Here is a 14459-nt window from a genome sequence, read left to right on the forward strand (position 1 = left end):
ATCGAAGATCGTGACGTTTCGCCCTGCCTCGGCCAGATAGGCGGCGACACAGACGCCGATGATGCCGCCGCCGATAATGGCGATGTCTTCCCCTTTTCCCCGTTCACGGGGAGAAGGTGCTCGAAGGGCGGATGAGGGGCGGCTCCCCGCTTTTGCCGACTTGGAAATTCCTTGCACGTGGGCGCTGCCCCTCATCTGGCTGCCGCCATCTTCTCCCCGTAAAACGGGAAGAAGAGAGCCTGCCTCAAAACGTCGGCAGCTCCGGCCTTGCCGCCAGCGCATCCCTGACGATCTTTTCGACCGTCCTGCGGCGCTCGCCCGACAATGGCTGGCGCGGCATGCGCACGCGGTCGTTGGTGCTGATCGCCAAGACTTCGGCGAGCTTGATGTTCTGCACCAGATAGGTCGAGACGTCGAGGTCGAGCAGCGGCCGGAACCAGCGGTAGATTTTCAGTGCCTCCTCGCGGCGACCCTGCTTCATCAACTGGTAGATGGCGACCGTCTCGCGCGGAAACGCGGTGACCAGCCCCGCCACCCAGCCGATGGCGCCGACCGACAGCGCCTCGAACGCCAGATTGTCGACGCCGGTGAACAGGTCGTAGCGGTCGCCGAAGCGGTTGATGATCTCGGTCGAGCGGCGGATGTCGTCCGAGGATTCCTTGATGGCGACAAAGCGCTTGTCCTTCGCCAGCTCCTCCATCTGGTCGACGGTAACGTCGACACGATAGGCAAGCCGGTTGGAATAGATCATCACCGGCAGGTCGCCGGCCTCGGCGACAGCGCGCAGTGCGGCGACCGTCTCCTCCTCATTGGTGTGGTAGATCGGGCTCGGCACCACCATCAGCCCGTTGGCGCCCTCTTTCGCGGCGCGGCGCGCGATCGCCGCCGCCTCGCGCGTGCCGGCTTCGTTGACCGTCAGCAGAACCGGCTTGTTGCCGGCGATCTTCTGCGCGGTCTTCACCACGTCGATCTTCTCGTCATGTGACAGCATCGGCCCTTCGCCGAGCGAGCCGCAGACGATGATGCCGTCGCAGCCAGCCTCCATCTGCAGCGCAAAGCAGCGCTCCATCTCGCCATGGTCGAGACGATCGTCCTCAGTGAATTTGGTCGTGACGGCGGGGAAAACTCCGGTCCACATGGTGGTCGCTCCATCTGATATATCAGTCGTATATTTATTAAGAAACGGACTGTCAACACGGATTTCGCTATGATATATCGAAAATATATCAGGAGCTCACCTTTGATATTCAATGACACAAGCCCGGCATTCGAGCCTGTGGCGGCGAAAGCCTACCGTGTGCTCGAGCATATGATCGTGACGCTCGAACTGGCGCCTGCAAGCTTCATCACCGAGGGCGCCCTGATCGACAGGCTCGGGCTTGGCCGCACGCCGGTGCGCGAGGCGATCCAGCGACTGGCTTGGGAAGGACTGCTGGATGTCCGGCCCCGTGCCGGCATCGCCATTGCCCCGCTCCATCCCGGCGACTGGTTGCGCGTCCTCGATGCGCGGCGTGGCATCGAGGTGGTTCTCGCCCGCTCGGCCGCCCGCTTCGTCACCCGTGAAGCCGCTGACCTGTTTCACGATGCGGCACTGGCCATGCAGAAAGCGGTAATATCAGGCAATGTGCTGGCCTTCATTCAGGCCGACAAGGCGCTCGACGAGGCGCTGGCGCTGGCTGCCGACAACCCCTTCGCCGCGCGGCTGGCCGCCCCCTTGCAGACCCACAGCCGCCGCTTCTGGTTCCGCTACAAGGCCGAAACCGGGCTGGCGGAATCGGCCGAGCACCACGTCGCGCTGATCCGCTCGATCCTCGCCGGCGACGAAGATGCTGCCGCTAAAGATGCCAAGCGCCTGATGGCGCTGCTACGCGGCCATGCCGAGACGGCCGCTACGCGCTGAGACCGCTCATCCGATCAATGTGTCCTGACCGTCATGCGTCCGGGTCGGCCGGGATCACCACGTTTTCCCAATGTTCGCCGGCCGCGACGATGCAGCTTCTGCCGGCGACATCGGTGACGATGATCGTCCAGCTTCCGGTCTCGGCGACAAAAACTTCCATGATCGCCACTTGACCGATCAGCCCGAAAGCAAACTGTCTTTCCTGGAAATTCTCAGTCAGGTGGGCGACGAGATCGCCATGTTCAACGCAGTACTGATATTGGGCGCTTGCGGCGTTCGTACCCACCGCCAATGCGCCAGCAAGAACCAGGGTTTTCACCCAACCCAATAGCGATTTGCGTGCCATAGGGCACCTCCTTTGCCATCACGTCCGGCAAAGGGAGACGCCTCATTTTGCCGAAACGATCCAGGCCGGTTCCGACGTCATCACCATTGCGTCGTTCCTTTCCGTGTTCCGGTCTGTCATCAGCGGGGACGATTCCAGATGTTCCCACTATGTTCCTTATATGGTGTCGGTACCGAAAAAGCGCAAGCAGGTGCCCGCTGCGGGCGCCTGTGGAACCGTTTCAAGGTCGTCGTCGAGAAACCGCGCCCGGGCGGCAACGCCGAGACCGCGGCGCGGCAAGAAAAGGGCCACGCTCAGGTGCCTGGCAACGCCGCTGTCGTCGCCGCGCTCTCCCAGCCTTCACCCACCGAAACCACGCAGCTTTGACCGCGTGTGTCGCTGGCGAGGATGGTCCAGGTGCCTTGGTCGGAAACGAAGACTTCCACGATCACATTCCGATTGACGACGCCGAGCGCGGTCGGATTTTCACGGAACTTCTCGCCGAGCGCCTTAATCATGTCGGCCCGTGCCGCGCATTGTTCGGCCGCCATTGCCGGGGCGGCGGAAAGCGCCGCAGCCGCGGCGCAAAGTATCGTCACCATAAGACGTGTCATCTGACACCTCCCTTGCGCCGACCGATACCCCCCCGAAGCTGTCGCCAGCGCCGTTGGTTGATCTGCCGCGCCTCCTTCGCGGCAGGATTGCAAGTTAAGACTTCTGCTGCCCGCTCGGTTCCATCACATTAGCGTTCAGGAATATATGGACTGCGACCGGTCAGCAAAAAGGCCCGGTTTCTAGCCGGGCCCTTTCGTCTTCAATCTGGATCCGGAACGGTCCGGCTAGTTCATGGTCGGGATGACGAATTCGGCGCCGTCCTTGACGCCTGCCCGTGCGCCCGCAGCCAAAGGCGAGGACGCGCAAACAAGGAGCCGTCCGGCTAGTTCATCGTCGGGATGACGAATTCGGCGCCGTCCTTCACACCGGACGGCCAGCGCGAGGTCACCGTCTTGGTCTTGGTGTAGAAACGGAACGCGTCCGGTCCGTGCTGGTTGAGGTCGCCGAAGGAGGACGCTTTCCAGCCGCCGAAGGTGTAGTAGGCGATCGGCACCGGGATCGGCACATTGACACCGACCATGCCGACCTGGACCCTCGAGGCGAAGTCACGCGCCGCATCGCCGTCGCGGGTGAAGATGGCGACGCCGTTGCCCATTTCGTGGTCGTTGGCGAGCTTGATCGCGTTCTCATAGGTCGGCGCGCGCACCACCGAGAGCACCGGCCCAAAGATCTCTTCCTTGTAGATGCGCATGTCTGATGTCACGTTGTCGAACAGGCAGCCGCCCATATAGTAGCCGTTCTCGTAGCCCTGCATGGAAAAGCCGCGGCCGTCGACGACCAGCTTGGCGCCTTCCTTGACACCGGTGTCGACATAACCCTTGACCCGCTCCAGCGCCTGCGCCGTCACCAGCGGGCCGAAATCGGCGGATGAATCCGTCGAGGGACCGACCTTCAGGCTTTCCACCCGCGGCACTAGCTTTTCCATCAGCCGGTTGGCGGTGTCGTTGCCGACCGGGACGGCGACGGAAATCGCCATGCAGCGCTCGCCGGCCGAGCCGTAGCCGGCGCCGATCAGCGCGTCGACGGTCTGGTCCATGTCGGCGTCGGGCATGATGATCATGTGGTTCTTGGCGCCGCCGAAGCACTGCACGCGCTTGCCCGAGGCGGTGCCGCGCGAATAGATGTAGTGGGCGATCGGCGTAGAGCCGACGAAACCGATGGCCTTGATATCGGGGTCGTCGAGGATGGCGTCGACCGCCTCCTTGTCGCCGTTGACGACGTTGAGGATGCCCGCCGGCAGGCCGGCCTCGATGAACAGCTCTGCGATGCGCAACGGCACGCCCGGGTCGCGCTCCGAAGGCTTCAGGATGAAGGCGTTGCCGCAGGCGATGGCCGGCGCGATCTTCCACAACGGGATCATCGCCGGAAAATTGAACGGCGTGATGCCGGCGACGACGCCGAGCGGCTGGCGCATCGAATAGACGTCGATGCCGGGGCCGGCGCCATCGGTGAACTCACCCTTCATCATATGCGGCGCGCCGATGCAGACCTCGACCACTTCCAGCCCGCGCTGGATGTCGCCCTTGGCGTCGGCGATGGTCTTGCCGTGCTCGCGCGCCAGAATGTCGGCCAGCGAATCATACTCTTTGGCGACCAGTTCGAGGAACTTCATCAAGACGCGCACGCGCCGCTGCGGGTTGGTCGCTGCCCAGCCGGGCTGCGCGGCCTTGGCGTTTTCCACCGCCGCGCGCAGTTCCGCCTGCGAAGCCAGCGCCACCGTGCCGCGCACCGTGCCGTCCATCGGCTGCATGACATCCTGCTTGCGGCCGCTGGTCCCAGCGACACGCTTGCCGCCGATGAAATGACCGTATTCGATCATGATCTCTCTCCCTGTATTTGTGATGCGGCATTGTCCGCCTTTGCGCGACCGATGGCAACGCGAGCGAAAACGCAACCGTTGTGCGTAAAATAGATAGCAATTGACGGCAGAACATCAATTCTCGCAAATAGTAAGGATGCAGGCCCCTAGCAGCAAGGATTGAGAGATGAGTTCCTTCGCGCCCCCCTCTGTCCTACCGGACATCTCCCCCACGAGGGGGGAGATTGGCTGTCATCCCCGCTTTCGCCAACCCGCAACGCTGCAAGAAAGTCGCCGCCGGAGCGGCCGGCCGATCTCCCCCCAAGTGGGGGAGATGTCCGGCAGGACAGAGGGGGGCGCCCTAGAGCGCTGCCGTAATCGGCGTCATACGGACCCTCTCCATGAACTGGGATGACGTCCGCATCTTCCTCGCCGTGGCGCGGGCCGGCCAGATCCTCGGCGCGGCCAAGCGGTTGGAGCTCAATCACGCCACTGTCTCGCGCCGCATCGCCGCACTTGAGGATGCGCTGCGCACAAAACTCTTTCGCCGGCTTACCAGCGGCAGCGAGCTGACGCCGGCGGGCGAGCGCTTCCTCGACATCGCCGAGCGCATGGAAGGCGATATGATCGCCGCGCGCTCGACCGTGGCGGGCGAAGGCGACGATGTTTCCGGCACCGTGCGCATCGGCGCGCCTGATGGCTTCGGCGTCGCCTTCCTGGCCAAACGCCTCGGCGCACTGACGGCGCTTCACCGCGAACTTACCATCCAGCTGGTGCCGGTGCCGCGTTCCTTCTCGCTGTCCAGGCGCGAGGCCGACATCGCCATCACCGTCGAGCGGCCGGCCGAAGGCAGGCTGGTGGCGGGCAAGCTGGTCGACTACACGCTCGGCCTGTTCGCGTCCCAGGCCTATGCCGAAGCGCATGGCCTGCCCCAAACGCCCGCCGAGCTCGGGCGGCACACGCTGATCGGCTATGTGCCGGACCTCATCGTCAGCCCCTCGCTCGACTATGCGGCCGAGTTCAGCGCCGACTGGCGCACCAGCTTCGCCATCTCCTCGGCGCTCGGCCAGGCCGAAGCGGTGCGCTCCGGCGCCGGCATCGGCATCCTGCACACCTTCGTCGCCCGCTCGATGCCGGAACTGGTGGCTGTCGACATCGTCGCGCCCATCCGCCGCGCCTACTGGCTGGTCTATCACGAATCGGTCAGGCCGCTGCGCCGCGTCCAGATCGTCGCGAGCTTCATCACCAAGGCAGTGGAACGGGAGCGGGGATTGTTCGTCTGACGAGATTCACCCGACCCATTTAAATTGTGATGTCCCCAAAACACTGCGCAGTTTTGGGGCGAAGTCACCGCCCTCAAAGGCCGGGCTCGATGAAGGAAGCCTTCTGGTCCTACCGCTGGTATCGCTCCGGTCCGAGATCGCGGACATTGATGTCCGGTACCCGGTTGGAGATGATGTCGGCCAGCACCTTGGCCGAGCCGCAGGCCATGGTCCAGCCGAGCGTGCCGTGGCCGGTGTTGAGATAGAGGTTGGAAAATTCGGTGCGGCCGATCAGCGGCGGCCCGTCCGGCGTCATCGGCCGCAACCCGCACCAAAAACTCGCCGACCGCATGTCGCCGCTGCCTGGAAAAAGGTCGCCGACCGAATGTTCTAGCGTGCGCCGCCGCGTTTCATGCAGCCTCAGGTCGAAGCCGGAAATCTCCGCTGTGCCGCCGACCCGGATGCGATCGCCGAGCCTGGTGATCGCCACCTTGTAGGTCTCGTCCATCACTGTCGACACCGGTGCTGCGGCAGCATCCTTGATCGGCAGGGTGATCGAATAGCCCTTGACCGGATAGACCGGTATGGACCGTCTCAGCATGCGCATGAACTTGGCCGAATAGCTGCCCATCGCCATCACATAGGCGTCGGCAGTCTTCCAGCCCTTGCTGGTATTGATGTTGGCGATACTGTTGCGCTTGCGGATGATGCGCCTGATCGACATGTCGTATTCGAAGGTGACGCCGCGCGCGACGCAGAGCTCGGCCAGACAGTCGGTGAACATCTTGCAGTCACCGGTTTCGTCGCCCGGCAGCCGCAGGCCGCCGACGAATTTTTCACGCACCCCTGCCAGCCCCGGCTCGGCCGCGATGCAGCCGTCGGGATCGAGAATCTCGTAAGGAACGCCATATGTCTTGAGCACCTCGACATCGCCTGACGTGCCGTCGAGCTGCTGTTGCGTGCGAAAAAGCTGCAGCGTTCCCTTGGCGCGTTCATCATAGGCGATGCCGGTCGCCTCGCGCAGCGCCTTCAGCGTGTCGCGGCTGTATTCGGCCAGAGGCACCATGCGCGCCTTGTTCACCGCATAGCGCTCGGCCGTGCAGTTGCGCAGCATCCTGACCAGCCATAGCCACATATGTGGATCAAGAGTCGGCCGCACCACCAGCGGACCATGCTTCATCAACAGCCATTTGATCGCCTTCAACGGGACGCCGGGACCGGCCCAGGGCGAGGCGTAGCCGGGCGAGATCTCGCCGGCATTGGCAAAGCTGGTTTCCAGCGCCGGGCCCTTCTGGCGGTCGATCACCGTCACTTCATGGCCGGCCTCGGCGAGATAATAAGCGGTGGTGACTCCGATGACGCCGCCGCCCAGCACGAAGATCTTCATCGCATAGCTCTCCAGAACGACGTCTCGTCAGGGGTTTGGGGCGCGGCATCGTGGCTTTCTGTCTGCCGGATTTTACGGCGCCCGCCAAGTGCCCAAGCATGTCGCCCAAAAGTATGCAGCGGTTTTGGGACAACGGCATGCATAAAAAAGCCCGCGCGCTATCCATTCACATAGCGCCGGTCACATAGCGCCGGTGAAAGCGGTGTCCGAGGCTGGTCAGGATTTCATAGCCGATGGTGCCGGCATGGCCGGCCGCCTGATCCACCGTCTGCGACGGCCCGATCAGCTCGACGAGGTCGCCCGCCTTTAGCCTGTCGGGCGGCAGGGCCGAAATGTCGAGAACGATCGAATCCATCGATACGCGTCCGAGGAAGGGCAGCGGCACATTTTCGAACCAGGCGGCTGAGGCCGCGCGACGATGCCAGCCATCGGCATAGCCAAGCGAGATCGTTGCTGCGGCCAGCGGTTCGGTCACGTGAAAAATATGGCCATAGCCGACGCCGGCTCCCCTATCGAGGCTGCGCGTCTGAATGACCTTTGCCTGAAGCCGCACCACCGGCAGCATCGGATTTTCCTCCGCTGGCATCGGATTGATGCCGTAGAGCGCCGCACCGGGCCGGGCGAGGTCGTAATGAAAGGGCTGCCCAAGAAAGATGCCGGAGGAATTGGCGAGCGAGGCCGGCGCCTTTGGCAGCATCCTGCGCAGCCGCTCGAATTCCAGCCGCTGCTGCTCGTTGGCCGGATGCTTGGGCTCGTCGGCGCGAGCAAGATGGCTCATCACAAAGGTGACGTCGATACCGTCGAACGCCTGCGGATCGGCAGCGACGGCCTCCACCTCCGCTGCCGCCATGCCGAGCCGCGACATGCCGCTGTCGACCTGGATTGCAGCTTTAAGCGTGCGGCCGGCCCGCTGCGCCGCCGCGCGCCAGGCGGCGAGTTGGCCGACGCTGTTGATGACCGCGCCCAGCTCCGCTTCGACCGCTTCGCTTTCAGCGCCCGGCTGAATGCCGTTCAGCACATAGATCGCCGGCCGTGAGCCGAGCGCCTGGCGCAGCAAGACACCTTCGACCAGATGCGCGACAAAGAAAATGTCGCAGCCCTCGGCCGCCAGCGCTGCCGCCACTTGGGGCCCGCCGAGCCCGTAGCCGTCGGCCTTGACGACACCCGCGCAGCCGACGCCGCCCAGCCGCGCCTTGAGCCGCCGGTAGTTTTCGCGGATGGCGCCGAGATCGACGGTCAATATGGCGCCGGCCGCTGTCTCGCTGACGGCAACCTTTTCAGAAAGAGATTTTTTGGAGGCGTCGTTCATGCCAACCCCGTCTGCGGCGGATTGGCCATCAATAAGGCCACCGCGCTGACGCGGCAACCGTGGTCGGCGCGACCGCGGCTAGCGCCAAGCTACGCAACCAGATGCCGGAACGCCGCAACCACGTCCTCATAAACCTTGCGCTTGAACGGCACGATCAGGTCGGGCAATTCCTGCATCGGCCGCCATGCCCATTTGTCGAACTCGGCGGTGTGGCCGCCCGGTGGCGGATTGATCTCAATCTCGCTCACGTCGCCGTGAAAGCGGAAGGCGAACCATTTTTGCGTCTGGCCGCGATATCGCCCTTTGAAGGCGATGCCGACCAGATCGGCCGGCAGGTCGTAATATATCCAGTTCGGCGCCTCATCCAGCAGCGAGACCGAGCGCATGCCGGTCTCTTCATACAGTTCCCGCTGCGCCGCCTGCAGCGGTTCCTCGCCCTTGTCGATGCCGCCCTGCGGCATCTGCCAGAGCTGCGTCGTGCCGGCGAATTCGCTATCCGGCTCGGCAATGCGATGCCCGACCCAGACCAGGCCGTCACCATTGAGTATCATCAGTCCGACACAGGGGCGATAAGGCAGCGTCTCGGGATCGACCGGTTTTCTCTTCGCCATGCTCAACCTTTTTCCGGATCCACCGCCACAGCCGAAATCGGCACGATCTCGATGCCGCGCTTCTTGGCCTCGATCACCCAGGACGACACGGTGTCGACCGTCAGGTCGAAGGCCGAGCCGATGCCGACGGCAAAGCCTTTCGCCCGCGCGGTGGCTTCCAGCTCGTCCAGCTTCTTCAATATGGCGCCCCGGTCCTGCACGGCGTCGATCGACGTGTCGCCGGCAATGAAGGGCACGCCGTCCTTCAGTGCTAGGTCGGACGCGAGGCTGCGCGCCGACGAGCCGTCGTCGAGATAGGCTAGGCCGCGCCTGCCGAGTTCGGCCATGAATGGCGCCATCGCCGCCGCATCGGCCGAAAATCGCGCACCCATATAGTTCATGACGCCGGTGTAGTTGGTCATCCGCGACAGCGCCCAGCGCAAGTTCTTCAAATTCTCGTCCGGTGTCGCCGCGACCGTCAGCGTGTTGCGGCCCGGATTGACGTTCGGATAGTCGAACGGTTCGAGCGGCACCTGCATGACGATCTCATGGCCTCTCTGCCGCGCCGCCTGCATCCAGCGGCTGATGCTGTTGCCCTGCGGCGCGAAGCCCAGCGTCACTTCGGCCGGCAGCTTGGCGATGGCCGCCTGCGTGCCGGTCTGCGACACGGCAAGCCCGCCGATGACGATCGCCACGCGCGCGCCGCGCGCACCGGACCACGGCCGCGCATAGACATCGAACGGCCGCCTTCCGTCGGCGGCGCGAACCGGCAACGGGCCGGTCTCACTGGTCTCGATCAGCGCCCTGTCGGGAATATGCGCGATCCTCAGGTTCTGGCCGATCGTCGAAGGGTCGTGGATGACGATGGCCGCGTTGGGCGGACCACCGTCCGCTTCGGTCGGCATATGGATGATCTGCGGCCCACTTATCTTGGGTCCCGCTTGCGCCTGCGGCGCGGGCTCAGTGGCCGGCGCTGCGGATTCGACCACCGCGGTCGTCTTCGGCGTCGAAACGGCGACTTCTTCCGGCTTTCGAAACGGTCTTTCACGCAGCGCAATCGCGCCGGAGACGCCGATCACGGCCAGCACCAGGAGAGTGGCCGTGACCACGCCGGCGCTGATCCTGCGGGCCACGCGCGGCGGCCGGACGGCCTGTCCGAGCGGGCGTTCGATGTCATTGCCGATGTCAGCCAAGCCGCATCCCCAGCCGCGGTTCCCCCGAATCAAACTGCCGAGGCCTTGCGGCCCCGGCAGCATTACATCGCTTCGATCAGGCGGCCAGACCTGTTTGCCCGGCCGATCGACGTTACTGGTTCAAAACAGCCTTGTCCGGATTCGGCGGGAACGCCGGATCGGTCTTCTCGCCGCGCAGCAACTGCTCGGCAAAGATAAGCTGCAGATCATCCTTCGGCTCCGGCGGCACATAGGCTGCCGAGCCCGAACCGGTATCGCCCTCGTCGGTACCCTTGATGTGGCCCTTGAGGTCCGACTCGCCGCGCGTCAGGTCCCTGCCCTGCAGTTCCGGCGGCAACGGCTGGTCGACCTTGATGTCGGGCGTGATGCCCTTGCCCTGGATCGACTTGCCGGACGGCGTGTAATAGAGCGCCGTCGTCAGGCGCAGCGCGCCGTTCTCGCCGAGCGGGACGATGGTCTGCACCGAACCCTTGCCGAAGGACTGCGTGCCGACCACCGTGGCGCGGCGCAGATCCTGCAGCGCACCAGCGACGATTTCGGACGCACTGGCCGAGCCGCCATTGACGAGCACGACCAGCGGCTTGCCGTCGATGTCGTCGCCGGGCCGCGCGTCGAAGCGGGTGACGTCCTTCGGATCGCGGCCGCGTGTCGAGACGATCTCGCCACGGTTGAGGAAGGCGTCGGACACGCTCACCGCCTGATCGAGGAGGCCGCCCGGATTGAGGCGCAGATCGAGCACGTAGCCCTTGAGCTTTTCGTTCGGCACCTGCTTCTTGATGGTGTCGATGGCATTCTCGAGGTCGTCATGGGTCTTTTCGGTGAAGGAGGTGATCTTCATGTAGCCGATGTCGTTCTCGACCCGGAACTTGACCGCCTTGACCTTGATGATGTCGCGCACCACCGTCAGCTCGATCGGCTTGTCGGCGCCCTGGCGCAGGATAGTGAGCTTGATCGGCGTGTTGACCAGCCCGCGCATCTTCTCGACCGCGTCGTTGAGGCTCAGGCCGCGAACCTCTTCGCCGTCGATCTTGGCAATATAATCGCCGGCAAGCACGCCCGCCTTGGCGGCCGGCGTATCGTCGATCGGCGTGATCACCTTGACCAGGTCGTTCTCCATCGTGACCTCGATGCCGAGGCCGCCGAACTCGCCCTTGGTCTGCACGCGCATGTCCTGCGCCTCTTCGGCGTTCATATACGAGGAGTGCGGGTCTAGCGACGTAAGCATGCCGTTGATGGCGTTTTCGACCAGCGACTTGTCGTCGGGCGGCGTCACATACTGCGCCCGCACCCGCTCGAAGATGTCACCGAAGATCGCCAGTTGCTTATAGGTCTCGGAGCCCGCAGCGTTCGCCGTCGAGCCGGGCGCGCCATAGACCAGGCTCATCGCGGATGCGCCCATCAGCGCACCGGCAAACAGAAGCGACAGTTTCCGCATCATCTCACGTCCTTCCAGACAAACGATCCGCCCACCATGGGGTCGGATCGACGGGTTTTCCATCCTTGCGGAACTCAACATAGAGCTCCGGCGTGGCATTTCCATTCTTCGACGCCGAGGTGCTCGCCACCCGGGCCTCTCCCATCGCGCCGACCGGCTCTCCTGCGAGCACCGACTGGCCAGACGCGACGCTGATTCTGCTCATCCCCGCCAGAACGACATGATAGCCGTCACCCGCATTCAGGATCAAGAGTTGACCATAGGAGCGAAAAGGTCCCGCATAAAGCACATTTCCGTCCGCTGGCGCGGTAACGATGGCTCCCGATTGTGTCGCAACCATGTCACCGAGCATCACTGCGCCGTTACCGTCGCTGGCCCCGAACCGCCGCTTGATCTTGCCGGTGACGGGCAGTGCGATCTGCCCTTGAAGCGCCGAAAACGGTGCAGCGGCGGTGAGCCGGTTGGCTTCCGGAACAGGCAACGCCGCCAGTTCCGTCTGTGCTGGGGCCGTCTGTGCCGGGCCCTCCTGTGTCGGGGCCTTGTCGGCATCCGCGGTCTTCTGCTCCGCTGCCTTCGCCGCATTGGCCGCCTTGCGGGCCTTGTCGGCCTCGAGCGAGGCGATCAGTTCCTTCAGGCTGCCGGCCTTGGCCGCCAGTGCTGCGGATCGCTGCTTTTCCTCGGCCAGCGCCGTTTGCGTCTCGGCCTCAAGCTTCTGCTTGGCTTCAAGTAGCATGCCGAGCCGCTTCTTTTCCGCCGTCTGCTCGCCGACTGCCGCCGTCAGCCGCGCCCTCTCCGCCTCGATCGAGGCCGTCACCCGCGACTGCTCCTTGAGGTCCGCCACCAGTATCTCGGTCTGCTGGCGCAGTTCCGGCACCACGGCGCCGAGCAGGATGGCGCTGCGTACCGACGACAGCGCGTCTTCCGGCTTGACCAGGATGGCCGGCGGCGGATTGAGCCCCATGCGCTGCAGCGCGGCCAGCACCTCGGCCAAAACGTCGCGTCTAGCGGCCAGCGACGCGCGGATTTTCTGCTCCTCGCCTTTCAGCCCTTCCAGCTTGGCGCCGATGTCCTCGATGTCCTGACCAAGTTTCTGCTCGGTCATCGCCGACTGGATCAGCGCCGCGGTGATCGAGGCATGATCCTTCTTGACGGTCGCCATGTCGGCGGCGAGCTTGGCCAGCCGCTCGGACGAAAGCGTGATCTCCTTCGACACCCGTTCGTATTCGGCGCGGCTTTGGTCCGGATCAGGCGTCATGTCGAGCCTGTTCTGCGCCCGCGAGGCACTGAACGACAGCACGAGCGCCGCCGCTGCCAAGCCGCAGCGTGCGCGCCAAAAGCCCGTTCGCGATTTCCAACCTTCAGACATTGAAGCCCGACTCTATGTGTGGCTTCGTTAACGAACCATCAACCATGTTCGAGAGCCCTGCCGACCGCAAACAGCCTCGTGACGCATTGAGGCGAAAATCCGGGCGGCTCACGCCAATCCACCGGTTTCGGGTGGGAACCTGCAAAGCTCACGAGCGATGATAGGGATGGCCGGACAGGATCGTGGCCGTCCGGTAAAGCTGCTCGCCCAACATGACACGGACCAGTTGGTGCGGCCATGTCAGCGCGCCGAACGACACCATCAGATCGGCCTGATCGCGCAGCGACTGGTCGTGACCGTCGGCACCGCCGATGGCGATGATAAGCGCCTTGCGGCCGCCATCACGCAACAGGCCGATGCGGCCGGCGAAATCCTCGGAGGAAAAGTTCTTGCCGCGCTCGTCGAGCAGCATGAGCGCGGTACCAGGCTGCAACTGCGCCTGCAGTTTCTGGCCTTCCTCGCGCCGGCGCTCGTTGGCGGTCTGGGCGCGGCCCTCCGGAATCTCGACCACACCTGAGAATTCGAGACCCACGGCCGGCCCGCTCTTGGCGAAGCGCTCGAAATATCGGTCGGCGAGCTGCTTCTCGGGGCCGGCTTTCATCCGGCCCACGGCATGAACTGTAATTTTCATCCCTGCCTCGAAGAGCCGCTAATGCATGTCACCAAAAGTGGTCACCGGTTTTTGGAAACGACATGCATCAATCAAATTACGGCTCAGTGGAGGGTCTCTTCCTCGAGGTCCGGCGCTTGCCACATCTTTTCGAGATTGTAGAAGTCGCGGACTTCGGGACGGAAGACATGGACGATAATATCGCCCGAATCGATCAGGACCCAGTCGGCGCCGGCCAGTCCCTCGACGCGCGCCGTGCCGAGGCCGGCATCCTTGAGCGCCTTGAGGAGATGATCGGCGACAGCCGAGACATGACGGTGCGATCGGCCGGACGCGATGACCATATAGTCACCGAGGCTCGATTTTCCCTGAATGTCGATTGAGACGATGTTTTCGGCCTTGGAGTCTTCCAGACTGACAAGGACTGTGTTGATGGCGCGGGACACGGCGTCGTTTACGCTGATCCCGGCCGGCGAAGGCACGATGTCGGCCTTCTTCCGCAGTGCTGTTCTCAGTGTATTTCCTTTCGCAGCAAGAACAACCAAATCACCCTTCAAAGCAGGTGACACTCCTTAGATAGGCAGAGTTGGGTTGCAGTTTCAAGACGGCAACCCAGCCGTGGTCCACGAAGTGCCGTTTCTTCCGGTTCCGCAGAAGAAAAATCGGAAC

Annotated in this window: 15 protein-coding genes; 2 read left to right on the top strand and 13 right to left on the bottom strand. The window is 63.8% G+C overall.

From position 1 onward, the window contains the following. Both EOC93_RS34185 and EOC93_RS21205 read right to left on the bottom strand, forming a co-directional pair. A partial coding sequence (locus EOC93_RS34185) for an FAD-dependent oxidoreductase (RefSeq protein ID WP_164759223.1) occupies window positions 1-195 on the bottom strand: 195 nt, incomplete at its 3' end. Between the two features lie 49 nt (window positions 196-244). Next, window positions 245-1138: a dihydrodipicolinate synthase family protein gene (locus EOC93_RS21205; RefSeq protein WP_127205594.1), complete on the bottom strand. Its 894-nt coding sequence runs from the start codon at window positions 1136-1138 to the stop codon at window positions 245-247. 69 nt (window positions 1139-1207) lie between these two features. On the opposite strand from EOC93_RS21205, the gene EOC93_RS21210 reads away from it, so the two are divergent. Further along, on the top strand, window positions 1208-1900 hold the full coding sequence (locus tag EOC93_RS21210; RefSeq protein ID WP_245461504.1) for a GntR family transcriptional regulator: 693 nt from the start codon (window positions 1208-1210) through the stop codon (window positions 1898-1900). A gap of 31 nt (window positions 1901-1931) precedes the next feature. Here EOC93_RS21210 and EOC93_RS21215 read toward each other — a convergent pair whose 3' ends face one another. The 3 genes from EOC93_RS21215 to EOC93_RS21225 all read right to left on the bottom strand — a co-directional run bounded on the left by EOC93_RS21215 (window position 1932) and on the right by EOC93_RS21225 (window position 4659). Beyond that, window positions 1932-2246: a hypothetical protein gene (locus EOC93_RS21215; protein WP_127205596.1), complete on the bottom strand. Its 315-nt coding sequence runs from the start codon at window positions 2244-2246 to the stop codon at window positions 1932-1934. A gap of 293 nt (window positions 2247-2539) precedes the next feature. Next, entirely contained in the window at window positions 2540-2839 is a 300-nt protein-coding gene (locus EOC93_RS21220; protein ID WP_127205597.1) for a hypothetical protein, read from the bottom strand. Window positions 2840-3162: 323 nt separating this feature from the next. After that, on the bottom strand, window positions 3163-4659 hold the full coding sequence (locus EOC93_RS21225) for a CoA-acylating methylmalonate-semialdehyde dehydrogenase (RefSeq protein WP_127205598.1): 1497 nt from the start codon (window positions 4657-4659) through the stop codon (window positions 3163-3165). A gap of 380 nt (window positions 4660-5039) precedes the next feature. Between EOC93_RS21225 and EOC93_RS21235 the strand changes: the two genes are divergently transcribed. Continuing rightward, window positions 5040-5921 (top strand): LysR family transcriptional regulator, encoded by an 882-nt coding sequence (locus EOC93_RS21235; protein WP_127205600.1) that lies wholly within the window; start codon window positions 5040-5042, stop codon window positions 5919-5921. Window positions 5922-6030: 109 nt separating this feature from the next. Here the strand turns inward: EOC93_RS21235 and EOC93_RS21240 are convergent, their stop codons facing one another. From EOC93_RS21240 to rsfS, 8 genes are all read right to left on the bottom strand, one after another. Beyond that, window positions 6031-7287, bottom strand: a complete 1257-nt coding sequence (locus tag EOC93_RS21240; protein ID WP_127205601.1) for a D-amino acid dehydrogenase — start codon at window positions 7285-7287, stop codon at window positions 6031-6033. Between the two features lie 166 nt (window positions 7288-7453). Next, a complete protein-coding gene (gene alr / locus EOC93_RS21245; protein ID WP_127205602.1) occupies window positions 7454-8596 on the bottom strand; it encodes an alanine racemase in 1143 nt (380 codons plus the stop codon). An 89-nt stretch (window positions 8597-8685) separates the two neighbouring features. Further along, entirely contained in the window at window positions 8686-9207 is a 522-nt protein-coding gene (locus EOC93_RS21250) for an RNA pyrophosphohydrolase (RefSeq protein ID WP_095487505.1), read from the bottom strand. A 2-nt stretch (window positions 9208-9209) separates the two neighbouring features. Beyond that, window positions 9210-10379: a divergent polysaccharide deacetylase family protein gene (locus EOC93_RS21255; protein ID WP_127205603.1), complete on the bottom strand. Its 1170-nt coding sequence runs from the start codon at window positions 10377-10379 to the stop codon at window positions 9210-9212. Window positions 10380-10491: 112 nt separating this feature from the next. Beyond that, complete coding sequence (locus EOC93_RS21260) at window positions 10492-11817, bottom strand: S41 family peptidase (protein ID WP_126104493.1); 1326 nt, start codon at window positions 11815-11817, stop codon at window positions 10492-10494. 1 nt (window position 11818) lies between these two features. Further along, window positions 11819-13180, bottom strand: coding sequence for a murein hydrolase activator EnvC (locus tag EOC93_RS21265; protein ID WP_127205604.1), 1362 nt, complete (start codon window positions 13178-13180; stop codon window positions 11819-11821). 148 nt (window positions 13181-13328) lie between these two features. Beyond that, entirely contained in the window at window positions 13329-13811 is a 483-nt protein-coding gene (rlmH, locus tag EOC93_RS21270) for a 23S rRNA (pseudouridine(1915)-N(3))-methyltransferase RlmH (protein ID WP_095487512.1), read from the bottom strand. A gap of 83 nt (window positions 13812-13894) precedes the next feature. Further along, window positions 13895-14272, bottom strand: a complete 378-nt coding sequence (rsfS, locus tag EOC93_RS21275; protein ID WP_095487705.1) for a ribosome silencing factor — start codon at window positions 14270-14272, stop codon at window positions 13895-13897. Between the last annotated feature and the right edge of the window lie 187 nt (window positions 14273-14459).

The sequence above is a fragment of the Mesorhizobium sp. M6A.T.Ce.TU.002.03.1.1 genome, from assembly GCF_003997275.1.
Taxonomy (GTDB): Bacteria; Pseudomonadota; Alphaproteobacteria; order Rhizobiales; family Rhizobiaceae; genus Mesorhizobium; species Mesorhizobium mediterraneum.

What these genes read in the sequence shown, in the direction of transcription:
- EOC93_RS21205 (WP_127205594.1), bottom strand. Translation starts at nt 1,138, where the DNA reads ATGTGGACCGGAGTTTTCCCCGCCGTCACGACCAAATTCACTGAGGAC.
- EOC93_RS21210 (WP_245461504.1), top strand. Translation starts at nt 1,208, where the DNA reads ATGATATATCGAAAATATATCAGGAGCTCACCTTTGATATTCAATGAC.
- EOC93_RS21215 (WP_127205596.1), bottom strand. Translation starts at nt 2,246, where the DNA reads ATGGCACGCAAATCGCTATTGGGTTGGGTGAAAACCCTGGTTCTTGCT.
- EOC93_RS21220 (WP_127205597.1), bottom strand. Translation starts at nt 2,839, where the DNA reads ATGACACGTCTTATGGTGACGATACTTTGCGCCGCGGCTGCGGCGCTT.
- EOC93_RS21225 (WP_127205598.1), bottom strand. Translation starts at nt 4,659, where the DNA reads ATGATCGAATACGGTCATTTCATCGGCGGCAAGCGTGTCGCTGGGACC.
- EOC93_RS21235 (WP_127205600.1), top strand. Translation starts at nt 5,040, where the DNA reads ATGAACTGGGATGACGTCCGCATCTTCCTCGCCGTGGCGCGGGCCGGC.
- EOC93_RS21240 (WP_127205601.1), bottom strand. Translation starts at nt 7,287, where the DNA reads ATGAAGATCTTCGTGCTGGGCGGCGGCGTCATCGGAGTCACCACCGCT.
- alr (WP_127205602.1), bottom strand. Translation starts at nt 8,596, where the DNA reads ATGAACGACGCCTCCAAAAAATCTCTTTCTGAAAAGGTTGCCGTCAGC.
- EOC93_RS21250 (WP_095487505.1), bottom strand. Translation starts at nt 9,207, where the DNA reads ATGGCGAAGAGAAAACCGGTCGATCCCGAGACGCTGCCTTATCGCCCC.
- EOC93_RS21260 (WP_126104493.1), bottom strand. Translation starts at nt 11,817, where the DNA reads ATGATGCGGAAACTGTCGCTTCTGTTTGCCGGTGCGCTGATGGGCGCA.
- EOC93_RS21265 (WP_127205604.1), bottom strand. Translation starts at nt 13,180, where the DNA reads ATGTCTGAAGGTTGGAAATCGCGAACGGGCTTTTGGCGCGCACGCTGC.
- rlmH (WP_095487512.1), bottom strand. Translation starts at nt 13,811, where the DNA reads ATGAAAATTACAGTTCATGCCGTGGGCCGGATGAAAGCCGGCCCCGAG.